Genomic DNA, 15,277 nt, shown 5'->3' on the forward strand with positions numbered 1-15,277 from the left:
CTGTTGGCCGAGCAACAGCGGCTCGGCACAGTGTTTTCCCTGCAACACTTAAAACCTGCAAAACCGGCGTAAAACCCCGTAAATACGGGGCAAGGCGCACATGGCACAGAGCCTGCAATATTCCATTCATGCAGGAAGCATTCGATAAAAATATCTTTTTGGACATAAGAATCTGTTGCCTTGCCGGAGCGTGCCCATGAAATCCCTCTTACCGTTTTCCCGCGTCAGAACGCTGCTCGCGGCCTGCGCAGTAGCCCTCAGCCTGCAACCAATCACCCACGCTGCCGAAGCGCCGCCCGCCGAAGTGCATCTGGATTATGCCTATTACTCGCCGGTCAGCCTGGCGCTCAAACATCTGGGCTACCTGGAAAAAGCCCTGCCCCAGAGCAAAGTCAGTTGGGTGCTGAGCCAGGGCAGCAACCGCTCGCTGGAATACCTCAACAGCGGCGGCGTGGATTTCGCCTCGTCGGCCAGCCTCGCTGCCGTGCTCAGCCGGGCCAATGGCAGCCCGATCAAATCGGTCTACGTCTATAGCCGCGCCGAATGGACCGCGCTCGTGGTGCGCAAAGACTCGCCGATCCAGTCCGTCGCCGACCTCAAGGGCAAGAAAATCGCCGCCACCAAGGGCACCGATCCGTACCTGTTCACCCTGCGCACCCTGCAACAGGCCGGGCTGAAAAAGGACGACGTGGAACTGGTGCACCTGCAACACCCGGACGGTCGCACCGCGCTGGAGAAAGGCGATGTCGACGCCTGGGCCGGTCTTGATCCGCACATGGCCGCGAGCCAAGTGCAGGCCGGTTCGCGCCTGCTGTACCGCAACCGCGACTTCAACAGCTACGGCGTGGTCAGCGTTACCGAGCAATACGCCAGGCAGCACCCGCAAACCATCGACACCGTGATCAAGGCCTATGAGCAGGCCCGCGAGTGGTCGGTGAAGAACCCCGAAGAATTGGCCAAGTTGCTCGCCAGCGAATCCGGTCTGCCGCTGGACGTGGCCAAGCTGCAGCTGTCGCGCACCGACCTGAGCAGCCCGCAACTGACCGCCAAAGACGTGCTGGCCTCGAAAGCCGCCGCGCCGATTCTGGTCTCCGAAGAACTGGTGCGCCGTGGGGTGAATGTCGATCAGGTTATCGATCAGTTGATCGACACTGGTTTCCAGCAAGTCGCCGCCGCCCAGTAACCGATCAGGCTCACGACAAGTCCGCGCCCGTCGCGGATTTGTCGTGAGCGGAGAACCGCCCATGAGCAACGACTTGCCCGCCCGCCTCGCCTTGTCGGCACCACGCCGAAAACCCTTGGCGTTGAATCCGCTCTGGCGCCGGCGCCTTAAAGGCCTGGCCTTGCCATTGCTGATCGTGATCGCCCTGGAATTTATCGTACGCATCGGCTGGCTGCCGTCCTACCAGATGCCCGCGCCTAGTGAGATCGCCCTGACCCTCACCGATCTGGCCGAAGGCGCCTTGTGGAAACACATCGGCGCCAGCCTGATTCGCGTGCTGCTGGGGTTTGCCATCGGCGCGAGTCTGGCGCTGGTGTTTGCCGCGTGGGTCGGCCTCAGCCGCGAAGCCGAGGCCTATCTGGAACCGACCTTCGCCGCGCTGCGTTCGATTCCCAGCCTGGCCTGGGTGCCGCTGTTGCTGCTGTGGCTGGGGATCGACGAGACCTCGAAGATCGTCCTGATCGCCATCGGCGCGTTCTTCCCGGTGTACGTCAACGTGGTCGCGGCGATCCGCAACATCGACCGCAAACTGGTGGAAGTCGGACACATCTACGGCTTCAGCCCGCTTCAACTGGTGCGACGGATTCTGCTGCCCGCCGCCCTGCCCGGTCTGTTCACGGGATTGCGCAGCGGCATGAGCCTGTCGTGGATGTTTCTGGTGGCGGCAGAACTGATCGCCGCGACCAAAGGGCTGGGTTACCTGCTCAGTGACGGTCGCGAAACGTCGCGGCCGGACATCGTACTGGCCGCGATCATCGTCCTGGCGCTGTTGGGCAAACTCAGCGACGGCCTGCTGGCCGTGCTGGAACGCCGCTGGCTGGTCTGGCGCGACGCCTTCACCGGCCAGGGCAGCAAGGATTGAACCGTGCAACTAAGCTCAAACCTTCAGGCAGCTGTTCGCCGGAGGGTCGGCCGATGTGCGGAAGACTGTCGCAATACCGGGGCATCCACGATTTCGTCGCGGTGCTGAGCATTCCCGACGCGCTGATCAATCATGTCGGCGACGCACCGCTGGCGCATTACAACGCCGCGCCCACCACGTCACTGGCGATCCTCCATCAGCACGAACAACGGCTCTACGCCGACAATCTGCGGTGGGGCTGGCGCCCGCACTGGGCCAAGGATCGCGCCGCGCCGATCAACGCGCGGGTGGAAAAAGTCGCCCACGGGCCGTTCTTTCGAGCGATCTGGCGTCATCGGCTGATCGTGCCGGTCGACAACTGGTTCGAGTGGGTCGATGCACCCGACAAGAGCCGACAGCCGTGGCTGATTCGTCGGGCCGATCATCAGCCGGTTTTCTGTGCCGCCATCGGCCAGTTTCCGACACCCGGCGAACCTCCACGGGGAGACGACGGCTTCGTCATCATCACCGCCAACAGCGAAGGCGGCTTGCTCGATGTGCATGACCGGCGCCCGATCGTGCTGTGCGCCGATCGGGTGCACGAATGGCTCGATCCCGCCACGCCCACCGAACGCGCCGAGCAGATGCTGCTGTTCGAAGCCGAACCCAGCGAAGCGTTCCAATGGCACAAAGTCGGCAAAGCGGTGGGCAACTCCCGCAATCAGGGCGCGGAATTGATTGAAGCGGTGACGTAAATAAATGCCGGTGCGGTGCGTTATCAAGAACAGGAATCCACGAATTGAATCCTGCGCGTTACACGCGGTGTTTCATTCGCGAAACAGGGAGCTGAAACAGTCGTTTGAGTGAACTAACCGCCTGTCTGACATTTCAATCGTCATACATACTTTTAGAAACACTACGGATAGCATGCGCGCCGCATTTCCTATTGGCATACCAGTTGACCAAAGAGTCAGCAAAACCAGGAATACCCCACAAACTAACAAGCCTTGCAGAGAACTAAGTTGCGCGACGATTTTGCAATCAAACAGGTCACAGGCCTGGAGTGTATTCATCTGTCTACGACAGAACGCTTTCAACTCGACTGTTTTATCGGCCACTACATAAAGACTCGAAACCTGCGTGACGTACCCGACATCGACCGCATCCTGCGCGCCACCCTCGAAAGCTATCCCTGCCACCCGCCGGTGATGGTCAACGAGCTGAATGCCTGGATCGACAAGACCTTGGGTTATCGGGCCTCCCACCCCGATTTCACGCAGCTGGAAGATCTTTGATGAAACGAAAAAGCCCCGCAATCGCGGGGCTTTTTCGTTGTGGCGTTCAGGGTTTCAGCGGGCGTTCCTGATCACGGTCGGACAACTCGCGGCTGTCGTCATGCTTCCAGGTCTGCTCCTTATGTTTCTCCCGCTCGATCTCTTCTTCACTCGGTTCGTCATCTTCTTCGGGACGTTTCTGCTCGGTTGCCATGTTCACCTCGCTAATGGAATTCATCCATTAAGCGTAGAACTTAAAGCCACCAGCGCAATAGAAAGAAGAACGCCATGCTCAATAGCATGCTAAGCAATGTACTACGCGTGTAGATCACCAGGCCGATTGCCACTAGTGAACTCAGCAGATAAGGGTTGTCCCACTGCAGGTTCAATTGTTTGTCGGGCATGAATACAATCGGCCCGCAAATCGCGGTCAACATGCCCGGCACGGCAAAACCGAGAAATTGCCGCGCGTTGCTGCTCAAGCGCACCGGCAGGCGCGGTTCGAGAAACACGTAACGGTTGAGGAACACCAGAATCCCCATGCCGATAATCACTGCCCAGACCATCATGTGCGCTCCCGATACAGCTTGTTGCAGATAAACCCGGCGGTCATGCCGGCCAGCCCCGACAGCACCAGCGCCGAACCCCATTGCCAGTAGCTGAACAGCACCGAGCAGAACAGCGACACCGCCACGCAGACCACCGTCGGCACATTGCGCACCACCGGGGTGATCAATGCGATGAAGGTGGCGGCAATCGAGAAATCCAGCCCCAGGTGTTCAAGCCCCGGAATGCTGCTGCCGAGCACGATGCCGGCCAGGGTGAAGAGGTTCCAGGCGATGTAGAACGTCAGGCCGACGCCCAGGGCGTACCAGCGGTTGAACTGCTGGCGGTCGTGCTGACTGGTCAGGGCGAACAGTTCATCCGTGAGCAAAAAGCCCAGGCCAATGCGCCAGCGCCCCGGCAACGGCGAAATCACGTGGCGCATGCTCATTCCATAAAGCAGATGCTGCGAGGTCAGCAGCAGCGTGGTCAGCAGAATCGAGAAAATCCCCGCGCCGCCCTTGAGCATGCCGATCGCCACCAACTGCGCAGCGCCGGCGAACACGATGCTCGACAGGCCCTGCCCTTGCAGCGGCGTGAGGTTGGCTTCGATCGCCATGGAGCCGGCCAGCAGCCCCCACGGCGCGGTCGCCAGGGATAACGGCATGATCGCCGCGGCTCCGCGAAGAAAGGCACTGCGCGGCATTAATGAGTCAGACATAACACTCTTCAACCGTGAGACAAGACCCCGGACTCTGCCAGCAAACGCCCGTTCATGGCTTGAACAATCTTGCGCAGTTGGCGCAAATCCTTCCTTCCGTCAGTCGTTTACCGGCGTAACATGGCAACCATTCACACACGCGTCAGGGAGACGACATGCTGTATCGAATAGCCGCCGACGGGCTGGTGCTGTTTCATTTGCTGTTCATTCTGTTCGTGCTGTTCGGCGGGCTGCTGGTGCTCAAGTGGCCGCGGCTGATGTGGCTGCATTTGCCGGCGGCGGCCTGGGGCGTGGCGGTCGAGGTATTGCACCTGACCTGTCCGCTGACCTATTGGGAAAACCTGATGCGCCACGCCGCCGGGCAGACCGAATACGCGGGTGGCTTCATCGAGCATTACATCTGGCCGATCATCTACCCGGCCGGGCTGACGCCGCAGATTCAGTTGGTGCTGGGCAGCGTGGTGCTGGTGGTCAACCTGCTGGTCTACGGGCGCCTGATTCGCCGCTGGAAACTCCGGCGCGCCGCGCGCATTCCGTTCTAGCGCGCTTTCAAGGTTTCCAGCCAAGCCGGATCGAGGCGCGTCTGATCGGTGTCCAGACCGAGCGCTTCCATCCGCGCCTTGTGCGCTTCGACTTCCCGATGCAATTGCGCGTGATCGCTGGAGTTGCCGTCCAGTTCATGCATCTGGGTCAGGCCGAGGTGATAGAAACGCAGCACCTTCATCGCCACCGGATCACCCTTCTCCACCGCCGCCGTCACCTGATGCATGACGTTGGTGACGCTCATCAGGCTGCGCTTGAGCCGCCAGCCATACACCGCCGGGGCCATCCAGGTCTGGTTCCAGAACCGCCCGCGCAGCAACGCCGCCGTCAGCAGAAATGCGCCAAACACCCCGCCGACATTGAACCGCAGATTATCCCCGCCCGGCTCGCCGAACAGCGCCACCGCCGCCGTCGAAAACGCCATCGCCAGCACCAGAAACAGCACCGCGATGATCAGTGTGCTGCGTCGGGTCTGTTGGCGATAAGTGATGGCATCGATCGGTTGAATCTCGAACATCGCGACAGGCTTCCATGGCTTGAAATAAAAAGAGGCCGGCGCATTATCGCCTCTGAGGCGGATTTAGCTATGCTGGAGCGCCTTTTCATCTTTTCAACGTCCAACGGGGACATGGCGATACCACGCAGATCGTGCCATCTTCATTCATGGATACACACTATTCGGATGCCATTGGCCATGCCGGCAATGACATCGTTTTAAGGATCACTGCATGACCCAACGACACGTAATCAATGCCTCGGTCAGCCCAAAGGGCAGCCTCGAAACCCTTTCCCAACGTGAAGTTCAGCAACTGAGCCAGGCCGGAACCGGCAGCACCTACACCCTCTTTCGCCAGTGCGCCCTGGCAATCCTCAATACTGGCGCCCATGTCGACAACGCAAAAACCATCCTTGAAGCCTACAAAGACTTCGAAATCCGCATCCACCAGCAGGATCGCGGCGTGCGCCTGGAACTGCTGAACGCCCCGGCCGACGCCTTCGTCGACGGCGAAATGATCGCCAGCACCCGGGAAATGCTGTTCAGTGCCCTGCGCGACATTGTCTACACCGAGAACGAACTCGACGCCTTGAGCATCGACCTCAGCACCTCCCAGGGCATCAGCGACTACGTCTTCCACCTGCTGCGCAACGCGCGCACCCTGCGTCCGGGCGTCGAGCCGAAAATCGTCGTGTGCTGGGGCGGCCACTCGATCAACACCGAAGAATACAAATACACCAAGAAAGTCGGCCACGAACTGGGCCTGCGCAGCCTCGACATTTGCACCGGCTGCGGTCCCGGCGTGATGAAAGGCCCGATGAAAGGCGCGACCATCGCCCACGCCAAGCAGCGCATTCATGGCGGCCGCTACCTCGGTCTGACCGAGCCGGGCATCATCGCCGCCGAAGCGCCGAACCCGATCGTCAATGAACTGGTGATCCTGCCGGACATCGAAAAGCGCCTGGAAGCCTTCGTCCGCGTCGGCCACGGCATCATCATCTTCCCGGGCGGCGCCGGCACCGCCGAAGAGTTCCTGTACCTGCTGGGCATCCTGATGCACCCGGACAATGCCGGCCTGCCGTTCCCGGTGATCCTGACCGGGCCGAAACATGCCGCGCCATACCTGGAACAACTGGACGCCTTCGTCACCGCCACCCTCGGCGAAGCAGCGAAAAAGCACTACGAAATCATCATCGACGACCCGGCCGAAGTGGCACGGCAGATGACCGCGGGCCTGAAGGCCGTGAAGCAGTTCCGTCGCGAACGCGCCGATGCGTTCCACTTCAACTGGCTGCTGAAGATCGACGAAGGCTTCCAGCGCCCGTTCGATCCGACCCACGAAAACATGGCCAACCTCAAGCTGCACCGCGATCAGCCGCCCCATGAACTGGCGGCCAACCTGCGCCGCGCGTTCTCCGGGATCGTCGCCGGCAACGTCAAGGACAAGGGCATCCGCCTGATCGAGGAACACGGGCCTTACCAGATCCGTGGCGACGCCGCGATCATGCAGCCGCTCGATCTGCTGCTCAAAGCCTTCGTCGCCCAGCACCGGATGAAACTGCCGGGCGGCGCGGCGTATGTGCCGTGCTATCGCGTGGTGTCCTGACCATCAATGCACAACCCTGATCCATTCTTCAGGGCATCCCATAACACTGTGGGAGCGGGCTTGCCCGCGAAGGGGCCATCGAATTCAGCATCTTTGTTGACTGACGGACCGCTTTCGCGAGCAAGCTCGCTCCCACAAAAAGAGCGTGAACCATGGATCACATCAACCACATCCTGATCGTCGACGATGACCGCGAGATCCGCGAACTGGTCGGCAATTACCTGACCAAGAACGGCCTGCGCAGCACCGTGGTCGCCGATGGCCGGCAGATGCGCAGTTTTCTGGAAGCCAACACGGTCGACCTGATCGTGCTCGACATCATGCTCCCCGGCGATGACGGGCTGGTGCTGTGCCGCGAGTTGCGCGCCGGCAAGCACAAGGCGATCCCGGTCCTGATGCTCACCGCCCGCGACGACCAGACTGACCGCATCCTCGGCCTGGAAATGGGCGCCGACGATTACCTGACCAAACCCTTCGCTGCCCGCGAATTGCTGGCGCGGATCAACGCCGTGCTGCGCCGCACGCGAATGCTGCCACCCAATCTGCTGATCACCGAAACCGGGCGCCTGCTCGCGTTCGGCCGCTGGCGCCTGGACACCACCGCCCGCCATCTGCTCGATGAAGACGACACCATGGTCGCCCTCAGCGGCGCGGAATATCGCTTGCTCCGGGTGTTTCTCGATCATCCGCAACGGGTGCTCAGCCGCGACCAGTTGCTCAACCTGACCCAGGGTCGCGACGCCGACCTGTTCGATCGCTCCATCGATTTGCTGGTCAGCCGCCTGCGTCAGCGTCTGCTGGACGATTCCCGCGAGCCGGCTTACATCAAGACCGTGCGCAACGAGGGTTATGTGTTCTCCTTCGCCGTGGAGATGCTCGCCGAATCCTGACGGATTTGTATCGCTCTGTATGAATTCGCCGCGCAGATACGTAACCCGTGTTTTCGGGCCGTAACACCACATATCAGCGATACACCCTCGCGTTTGAATGAACCCACCAGAAAGCACTGGTTCACTCATCTCAAACGCAAGGAGAAGCACCATGTTCAAGTCCTCGAAATCCCTGGTACTCGCAATCAGCCTGCTCGGCGGTCTGGCCCTGGCCGACCTGGCATCCGCCAGCTCCCAGCCGCTGGTTGCCGAGTACGGCTCGGAAAACCTGCAGAAGGATCGCATTGCCGAAGGTGGCGCGGATCGCTTGCAGGAACTGCGTGAACGCGTCGCTGAAGGCGGTGCCGACCGCTTGCAGGAACTGCGCGAACGCGTCGCCGAGGGTGGTGCGGATCGCCTTCAGGAACTGCGCGAACGTTCGGCCCGCAGCGTGCTGGTCGCCGAGAACCGTCCCGAGTTCGGTTCCAAATACCAGCGTTACTGATCGTTTGTACCCGCCGTTGTCGATTCCTGCCGGGGGCGCTCTGCCCCCGCAGCGTTCACTACCGATAAGCCTTGTTCTCTGACACAAAAGCCCCGCTGTTTCCCCACGACAGCCGTCATGGCTCGTACTAAGCTGCGCGATTGATTTGTTCAGGGACGATCCATGAAACGATTTGCCGCCTGTCTGCTGTCCATGCTGGCCCTGACGGCCAACTCGGCGGACCTGCAACTGCTCACCGACAACCATCCGCCCCTGCATTTCATGCAAGGTAATCAGCTCGCAGGATTCGGTGTTGACGTGGTGCAGGCCCTGGCGACCCAGACCGGCGACCGCATCCATCTGCAACAAGTCCCGCTGTTGCGCGCCCTGCGCATGGCCAGCGACACGCCCGACACCGGCGTATTCACCGTGCTGCGTACCGACGACCGCGACGATCGCTATCAATGGGTCGGGCCGCTGATCGAAGTCGAAACCGCGCTGTACGCCCGCGACAATCTCCAGCCTCCCGTGCACAGCCTGCGTGAAGCCGATCACCTGGGCCGGATCACCGTGCCGCGCAAATGGCTGGTCTACAGCTACCTGCAAGGGCAAGACCTGAACAACCTCTACGGCGTGGAAACTCCGGAACAGATGATGCGACTGTTCAGCCTGGGGCGTACCGATTTCGTGGTCTCCGATACCTGGTCCAAAGCTGCCCTCGCCCGCGAACAAGGCATGGAGCCGGGACGCTTGCAGTACCAGATCCCGTTGATGAAGCAGAACACCTACATTGCGTTTTCGCCGCAGACCGATCCGAAACAGGTCGCACGCTGGCAGCAGGCGCTGGATACATTGCGGGCCGACGGCCGTCTGGAGCAGCTGCGCCAGCGCTGGCTGAGCAATACCCTACCGCGCTGATCAGGCATCAACGCCTTCGATAACGACTATGCGCAAGGGTGTTTTCACATCAAAACCCTCCAGCACTAGAGTGGGCTCCATCTTCTCCCCACTCTCTGGAGCAACATCATGAAAGACATCATCGCACTCGGCTTCATCGTTTCCCTGATCGGCGCCACCTCCGCCATCGCAGCCCCACACGCCAACACCCCGGTTGTCGCGGCGGCGACCGTTGGCCAGTCCGGCACCCTGAACGTTGACACCGTCAGCATCGATGCCGAACACATGGGCAACCTGAAACTGCAACAGAACGCCGAACAGACCAAACTGTACGTCGCGGAAAACCGCCCGGAATTCGGTTCCAAATATCAGCGCTACTGAGTGATCGGTTTGAGCTGCCAGAAACAGGAAACCCCGCCGAAGCGGGGTTTCTTGCATTTGGCCGTCAGCGTACCAATCGCGCGGCCAGTGCCTTGGCCTGCGATGCCACGTCGGTGACGGCTGTGCTCTCCCACCACATGCCACGCAACGGCGGGCCCATGGCGAACAAGCGGTTCGAGACCCGGCCCTCGACATCCAGCACCGCGCCGTCCACCGCGGCTGCGATGCCCAGCGCCAACGGGCCCGGTCGAACCAGACCGCGCGCCAGCAACTGCTGCGGCAAAGGTCGGGCGACCCGGCGCCAGTCGTATTCGATACCGCTGGAATTGATCAACGCCGCACCCTGCACCACGCGGGTTTCGGTCTCACCGCGAGGGCGAATGCGGATACTCACACCGTCGCCCGATACCGGCTCAAGACCCTTAAAAGACGCCGCATGAATGCGCAATCGTCCTTCACGGTGCAGACGCTCGACCAGTTCCGCACTCAGCGGCGGTGAACGATGGTGATGACTTTCCCACCACGGCCGGACATGCCGCACGAATTGCCGGCGCTGCACATCGCTGGCCTGACTCCATAACCGGCCAATGTGCGCACGCACGGTGTCGAGCGGCGCCTGCCAGTCAATGCCTTGAGCGATGGCGTCGCGACAATGTCGGCGCAATTCGTGCAGTAACTGCCTTGGCGTGCGAATGCTGTAATCCTCGGCGAGGAAGTCAACCCACGCGGGCGGTTGCCGACGCACATGGGGCAGCAACCCGTGCCGGGAAAACACCTCGATCGGCCCGCGATGCCCGGCCTGTTCCAGCGACACCACGGCATCGACCATTGTCAGGCCGGAACCGATGATCAGCACCGTCGATTGCGGATCGAGTTGACGCATGGCGCTCACATCCCACGGATCGAGTGCCGCCGCGTTGAGACCGCTGGATTCTTTTTGCGGGGTCCGGGCAGCCGGGAACATCCCAGTCGCCAGCACGGCAAAAGCCCCGAGCAAATGCTGACCGTCACTCAAGGTGAGCTGAACCGAATCGCTGGAGGCCTGAACATCGACCACTTCGGCGCGCACATGCTCGACCGTCGAACCGTGTTGCGCGCCCACCTGCTGCGCCTCCGCCAGACGCTGCTGCACGTACACGCCGAACAAACCCCGAGGCGGAAACAGTTCGCTGACCGGCACATGTTGCTGATCCGACTCCGGCCAGCCGCCACCGGCAATGTGAGCGGTCAGCCATTGGGTTAAATCATCAGCATTGTCCGGGTCAACGCTCATCCGCGCCGCGTTGCCGTTGAGCGTGTGGCCCAGTTCCAACGCGCTGTACGCTTCGCCCCGGCCCAGCTCGGCCCGGGGCTCGATCACCAGAATCGTTCTGCGCCCCGGCAAACGCAGCAATTGCAGCGCCAGCATCGTGCCGCTGAGGCCGCCGCCGACAATCAGGATGTCGGCGTGACTGACAGACGTGGTCGAATGCTCATTTGAAACCTCATTCATGCGGTTTTCACCGTTCGCAAAGGAGTGAATGAGGGTAATACCATCGCTGATAGCTCTCAGGAAGCTATTGGCGGCAACTTAATTAAACAAAGCCAAAACCGAAGACACAGAAAATGCCCGGTCGACATCAATCGAGCCGGGCATTTCGGGGGGAGTCTCCTGCTGACTGTGTTTTAGTGTTTAATTACAAAATCTTCCTTCTCGGATTCCTCAGAATTACCGAATTGGTCCTCGGCCGTGTAATAAAACGAGGTCACAATAATACCCGCGAAGTCCAATAAAACACTCTTCGGTATTGGAAATCTGGTTTCACCGGAGAGATTGAGTGGTACTTGAGCGATACTCTTACCGCCGGCATAAACATCTGCCCTATCTCCTTGAGTCGGGTTTGGTACAGGAGGGATCACACCAGTAGCGTGAGAGTCAATTTCCGAAAGTTTAATAACCCTGTTTTTATCAGCTTCTACGATTTTGAGGCGAGCTAACATAAGTGAATTCCTTTCAGTTGATTTTCGTTAAAGTCGCTTCGTGCTGACAGGCATTACCTGCCTTGACGCGCGCTCCTGCTTATTAGGAGCGGCTCCCCAATCAACGTCTACTGTCAGAAATTACAGGTTCCTTGCTTTGTCCGACGAGTGGTCTCATCACATTCCTCATAGCTGAACAGCCATCGACATCTAGACGGACGCGACTTTTTTCTCCTGCCGATGCAGCTCGCCGAGGTTTCGATAGCCGCTGCCCGGATGAATCTCCGGCAGTCTCGGCCCTTCGCCAAACAGCTTCTCGCGCAAGGTCCCCGGCGCGTACTCAGTCTTGTAGACACCGCGCTTCTGCAACTCCGGCACCAGCAATTCCACGGCGTCGATGAAGGTTTCGTGGGTCAGTGCGTAGGCCAGGTTGAAGCCGTCGACGTCGGTTTCGTCGACCCATTCCTGCAACAGGTCCGCCACCGTTTCCGGGCTGCCGACGAACAACGGGCCGAAGCCGCCAATGCCGACCCAATCGGCCAGTTCGTTGGGGGTCCAGACTTTGTTCGGATCCGCCGTGGAGAAAGCCTCGACCGCCGACTGAATGGCGTTGGTATGCACGTGTTTGAGCGGTTCGTCCGGTTTGAAGCGGCTGAAATCGATGCCAGTCCAGCCGGAAATCAGCGCCATCGCGCCCTCGTAACTGACCCAGGATTTGTATTCTTCGAACTTGGCTTTGGCCTTGGCGTCGGTCTCGCCGAGGATCACGGTTTGCAGGTTGAAAATCAGGATCTTCGACGGATCGCGCCCGGCCTCGGCGGCGCGGCGGCGGATGTCAGCCACGGTTTTCTTCAGCAGCACTTTCGACGGGGCAGCGACAAAAACGCATTCGGCATGCTCGGCGGCAAACTGCTTGCCCCGACTGGAAGCGCCGGCCTGATAGAGAACCGGCGTGCGCTGCGGCGACGGTTCGCAGAGGTGAATGCCCGGCACCTGGAAGTGTTTCCCGTGGTGGCGGATCTCGTGGATCTTGCTCGGGTCACTGAAGATCCGCCGCTCGCGATCCCGCAAAATCGCACCCTCTTCCCAACTGCCCTCCCAGAGTTTGTAGCAGACCTCCAGGTATTCCTCGGCGAAGTCGTAGCGCGCGTCGTGTTCGGTCTGGGCTTGCTGGCCGATGTTCTTCGCGCCGCTCTCCAGATAAGAGGTGACGATGTTCCAGCCGGCTCGGCCCTTGGTCAGGTGATCGAGGGTCGACAGGCGTCGGGCGAATGGATACGGATGCTCGAAGGACAACGAAGCGGTCAGACCGAAGCCCAGGTGATCGGTGACCAGCGCCATCGGTGGGATCAACTGCAACGGATCGTTGACCGGCACCTGCGCCGCCTGCCGGATGGCTGCTTCGCCATTGCCGTTGTACACGTCGTAGATGCCCAGCACGTCAGCGATGAACAAACCGTCGAACTTGCCGCGCTCGAGGATTTTCGCCAGATCGGTCCAGTACTCCAGATCCTTGTACTGCCAGGAACGATCCCGAGGGTGAGCCCACAGGCCCGGCGACTGGTGACCGACGCAGTTCATGTCGAAGGCGTTGAGACGAATTTCGCGGGGCATCAGATGGCACTCCCGATTGTCAGGAGGCGTTTGAAGGTGTGAATTGAGGCGGTCATGTGAGGCGACTCCGTGGTTTCCGGATGAGGATCCAGAACCCATAGCAGGAGTCATGCCTGAATATATTTTCTTTATTTATCAATAGATTGAGATAACAACCTAAAGCAGTCTGCACGCAAGATGGAGCAAACTGTTTATCCGCTGTCGGCCCTGCAACAGTCAGATCACCACGTTGCGCACGAACCGCGCCGCCACTTCCCCGTCATTGCGATAGGTGTGCGGCTGGTTGCTGGCGAACATGAAAAATTCCCCGGCCGCGATGCGCTGGGGTTGGTCGCCGAGCATCAGCGTCAGGCAGCCCTCGAACACGAAAATCTGCTCGCTCCAGCCTTCGGCGTCCGGTTGCGAGGGATAGACCTCGCCCGGTTGCAGGCACCATTCCCACTGTTCCACCGCGCGAGTGGCGTTGGCTTTGGACAGCAAAACGGCTTTGCTGCCGGGGATGCTGCCGGCCCAGGCGAGTTCGTTGATACGACCGGGATCGCGGTTGTCCGGCGCCTGGATCAGATCGCTGAAGGCCACTTCGAGAGCTTCGGCGACGCGGTCGAGGGTGGTCAGGCTGACGTTCTTTTCGCCAGCCTCGATGGCCACCAGCATCCGCCGGCTGACCCCGGACTTTTCCGCGAGGGCCGTCTGGCTCATGTCGGCGGCATGGCGCAGGCGCCGGACATTCTGGCTGACGTGTTGCAGGACCGAAGCCCGCTGAACGGAATCTTTGTGCACTATATTGCTCACTGGCTGGGGTTGGGCAGTATACTGCGCAACATTTGGCGCATTGTGCGTCTCCTCCTCAAAAGTGCGCAAGGTCATGACGTCAGCCAACTCCCTCCAAACTCCCCTGCGGTTTTCCCGTTTCAGCAAAGCCGAGTGCGTGCTGGTGCTGATCACCATGCTTTGGGGCGGCACTTTTCTGCTGGTGCAGCACGCGATGACCGTCAGCGGTCCGATGTTTTTCGTCGGTCTGCGCTTTGCCGCCGCCGCGAGCATCGTTGCGCTGTTTTCCTGGAAACATCTGCGTGAACTGACCTTGTTCGAACTCAAGGCCGGCGCCTTTATCGGCGTGGCGATCATGCTCGGTTACGGCTTGCAGACCGTTGGTTTGCAGAGCATCCCGAGCAGCCAGTCGGCGTTCATCACCGCGTTGTACGTGCCATTCGTGCCGCTGCTGCAATGGCTGGTTCTCGGTCGGCGCCCGGGTTTGATGCCGAGCATCGGCATCATGCTGGCGTTTACCGGATTGATGCTGCTTTCCGGGCCGTCCGGCGCTTCGCTGAATTTCAGCCCCGGTGAAATCGCCACGCTGATCAGCGCCATTGCGATAGCGGCCGAAATCATCCTGATCAGTAACTATGCCGGGCAGGTCGATGTGCGCCGCGTAACGGTCGTGCAGTTGGCAACGACTTCGGTGCTGTCATTTTTGATGGTGGTACCGACCGGCGAGGCGATTCCGGATTTCTCGTGGCTATTGCTGAGCACCGCATTGGGCTTGGGCGCGATGAGTGCGGCGATTCAGGTAGCGATGAACTGGGCGCAGAAAAGTGTTTCGCCGACCCGCGCGACCTTGATCTACGCCGGTGAGCCGGTGTGGGCCGGGATCGTCGGGCGCATCGCGGGAGAGCGTCTGCCAGCGATTGCATTGGTGGGTGCGGGACTGATCGTGGCGGCGGTGATCGTCAGCGAATTGAAGACCAAAGGCAAAGAGACACAAACGGTCACGGAAGAATTGGAGCACGAGACCGAAGGCTAAACGCGGGTTTTACGGCTACTTTG

The 15,277-nt window shown here is 60.4% G+C and carries 19 protein-coding genes; 11 read left to right on the plus strand and 8 right to left on the minus strand.

The features are described 5' to 3' along the window. Positions 1-196 precede the first annotated feature (196 nt). The 4 genes from PMI24_RS00605 (at position 197) to PMI24_RS00620 (ending at position 3,358) form a co-directional block, all read left to right on the plus strand. On the plus strand, positions 197-1,183 hold the full coding sequence (locus tag PMI24_RS00605; protein ID WP_007950510.1) for an aliphatic sulfonate ABC transporter substrate-binding protein: 987 nt from the start codon (positions 197-199) through the stop codon (positions 1,181-1,183). A 61-nt stretch (positions 1,184-1,244) separates the two neighbouring features. Further along, the gene (locus PMI24_RS00610) at positions 1,245-2,084 is read left to right on the plus strand and encodes an ABC transporter permease (RefSeq protein WP_007950511.1); all 840 of its coding nucleotides are present in this window, start codon (positions 1,245-1,247) and stop codon (positions 2,082-2,084) included. A 53-nt stretch (positions 2,085-2,137) separates the two neighbouring features. Continuing rightward, entirely contained in the window at positions 2,138-2,818 is a 681-nt protein-coding gene (locus PMI24_RS00615) for an SOS response-associated peptidase family protein (RefSeq protein ID WP_007950512.1), read from the plus strand. A 267-nt stretch (positions 2,819-3,085) separates the two neighbouring features. Continuing rightward, positions 3,086-3,358, plus strand: a complete 273-nt coding sequence (locus PMI24_RS00620; protein WP_007950513.1) for a hypothetical protein — start codon at positions 3,086-3,088, stop codon at positions 3,356-3,358. 46 nt (positions 3,359-3,404) lie between these two features. Here the strand turns inward: PMI24_RS00620 and PMI24_RS29310 are convergent, their stop codons facing one another. Genes PMI24_RS29310 through PMI24_RS00630 form a run of 3 tightly spaced genes read right to left on the minus strand, consistent with a single transcriptional unit; the run spans position 3,405 to position 4,601 of the window. Continuing rightward, positions 3,405-3,551, minus strand: a complete 147-nt coding sequence (locus PMI24_RS29310) for a hypothetical protein (protein ID WP_007950514.1) — start codon at positions 3,549-3,551, stop codon at positions 3,405-3,407. 40 nt (positions 3,552-3,591) lie between these two features. Beyond that, complete coding sequence (locus PMI24_RS00625; protein ID WP_007950515.1) at positions 3,592-3,906, minus strand: AzlD domain-containing protein; 315 nt, start codon at positions 3,904-3,906, stop codon at positions 3,592-3,594. Beyond that, complete coding sequence (locus PMI24_RS00630; RefSeq protein ID WP_045121617.1) at positions 3,903-4,601, minus strand: AzlC family ABC transporter permease; 699 nt, start codon at positions 4,599-4,601, stop codon at positions 3,903-3,905. The genes PMI24_RS00625 and PMI24_RS00630 overlap by 4 nt, the downstream gene beginning before the upstream one ends. 155 nt (positions 4,602-4,756) lie before the next feature. Between PMI24_RS00630 and PMI24_RS00635 the strand changes: the two genes are divergently transcribed. Next, a complete protein-coding gene (locus tag PMI24_RS00635) occupies positions 4,757-5,143 on the plus strand; it encodes a DUF2784 domain-containing protein (RefSeq protein ID WP_007950517.1) in 387 nt (128 codons plus the stop codon). Here the strand turns inward: PMI24_RS00635 and PMI24_RS00640 are convergent. Further along, positions 5,140-5,661: a DUF3087 domain-containing protein gene (locus tag PMI24_RS00640; protein ID WP_007950518.1), complete on the minus strand. Its 522-nt coding sequence runs from the start codon at positions 5,659-5,661 to the stop codon at positions 5,140-5,142. The two genes, PMI24_RS00635 and PMI24_RS00640, sit on opposite strands and share 4 nt — an antisense overlap. Before the next feature lie 211 nt (positions 5,662-5,872). Between PMI24_RS00640 and ppnN the strand changes: the two genes are divergently transcribed. From ppnN to PMI24_RS00665, 5 genes are all read left to right on the plus strand, one after another. Continuing rightward, the gene (gene ppnN, locus PMI24_RS00645) at positions 5,873-7,246 is read left to right on the plus strand and encodes a nucleotide 5'-monophosphate nucleosidase PpnN (RefSeq protein ID WP_007950520.1); all 1,374 of its coding nucleotides are present in this window, start codon (positions 5,873-5,875) and stop codon (positions 7,244-7,246) included. Positions 7,247-7,398: 152 nt separating this feature from the next. Next, the gene (locus tag PMI24_RS00650) at positions 7,399-8,136 is read left to right on the plus strand and encodes a response regulator (protein ID WP_007950522.1); all 738 of its coding nucleotides are present in this window, start codon (positions 7,399-7,401) and stop codon (positions 8,134-8,136) included. A gap of 151 nt (positions 8,137-8,287) precedes the next feature. Next, on the plus strand, positions 8,288-8,620 hold the full coding sequence (locus tag PMI24_RS00655; RefSeq protein ID WP_007950523.1) for a hypothetical protein: 333 nt from the start codon (positions 8,288-8,290) through the stop codon (positions 8,618-8,620). A gap of 162 nt (positions 8,621-8,782) precedes the next feature. Then, positions 8,783-9,517 (plus strand): substrate-binding periplasmic protein, encoded by a 735-nt coding sequence (locus PMI24_RS00660; protein WP_007950524.1) that lies wholly within the window; start codon positions 8,783-8,785, stop codon positions 9,515-9,517. A 108-nt stretch (positions 9,518-9,625) separates the two neighbouring features. Next, the gene (locus tag PMI24_RS00665; RefSeq protein ID WP_007950525.1) at positions 9,626-9,877 is read left to right on the plus strand and encodes a hypothetical protein; all 252 of its coding nucleotides are present in this window, start codon (positions 9,626-9,628) and stop codon (positions 9,875-9,877) included. A 64-nt stretch (positions 9,878-9,941) separates the two neighbouring features. On the opposite strand, the gene PMI24_RS00670 is transcribed toward PMI24_RS00665, so the two are convergent. The 4 genes from PMI24_RS00670 to PMI24_RS00685 form a co-directional block, all read right to left on the minus strand. Next, the gene (locus PMI24_RS00670) at positions 9,942-11,369 is read right to left on the minus strand and encodes an FAD/NAD(P)-binding protein (protein ID WP_007950526.1); all 1,428 of its coding nucleotides are present in this window, start codon (positions 11,367-11,369) and stop codon (positions 9,942-9,944) included. A gap of 173 nt (positions 11,370-11,542) precedes the next feature. Continuing rightward, positions 11,543-11,857: a hypothetical protein gene (locus PMI24_RS00675; RefSeq protein ID WP_007950527.1), complete on the minus strand. Its 315-nt coding sequence runs from the start codon at positions 11,855-11,857 to the stop codon at positions 11,543-11,545. A 189-nt stretch (positions 11,858-12,046) separates the two neighbouring features. Further along, positions 12,047-13,450, minus strand: a complete 1,404-nt coding sequence (locus tag PMI24_RS00680) for an LLM class flavin-dependent oxidoreductase (protein WP_007950528.1) — start codon at positions 13,448-13,450, stop codon at positions 12,047-12,049. Positions 13,451-13,666: 216 nt separating this feature from the next. After that, a complete protein-coding gene (locus tag PMI24_RS00685; RefSeq protein WP_007950529.1) occupies positions 13,667-14,230 on the minus strand; it encodes a helix-turn-helix domain-containing protein in 564 nt (187 codons plus the stop codon). A gap of 85 nt (positions 14,231-14,315) precedes the next feature. Between PMI24_RS00685 and PMI24_RS00690 the strand changes: the two genes are divergently transcribed. Continuing rightward, positions 14,316-15,254 (plus strand): DMT family transporter, encoded by a 939-nt coding sequence (locus PMI24_RS00690; RefSeq protein ID WP_007950530.1) that lies wholly within the window; start codon positions 14,316-14,318, stop codon positions 15,252-15,254. The last annotated feature ends 23 nt before the right edge of the window (positions 15,255-15,277 follow it).

Origin of the sequence: Pseudomonas sp. GM25, assembly GCF_000282255.1 — a bacterium.
In the GTDB taxonomy this organism is placed as follows: Bacteria; Pseudomonadota; Gammaproteobacteria; order Pseudomonadales; family Pseudomonadaceae; genus Aquipseudomonas; species Aquipseudomonas aphyarum.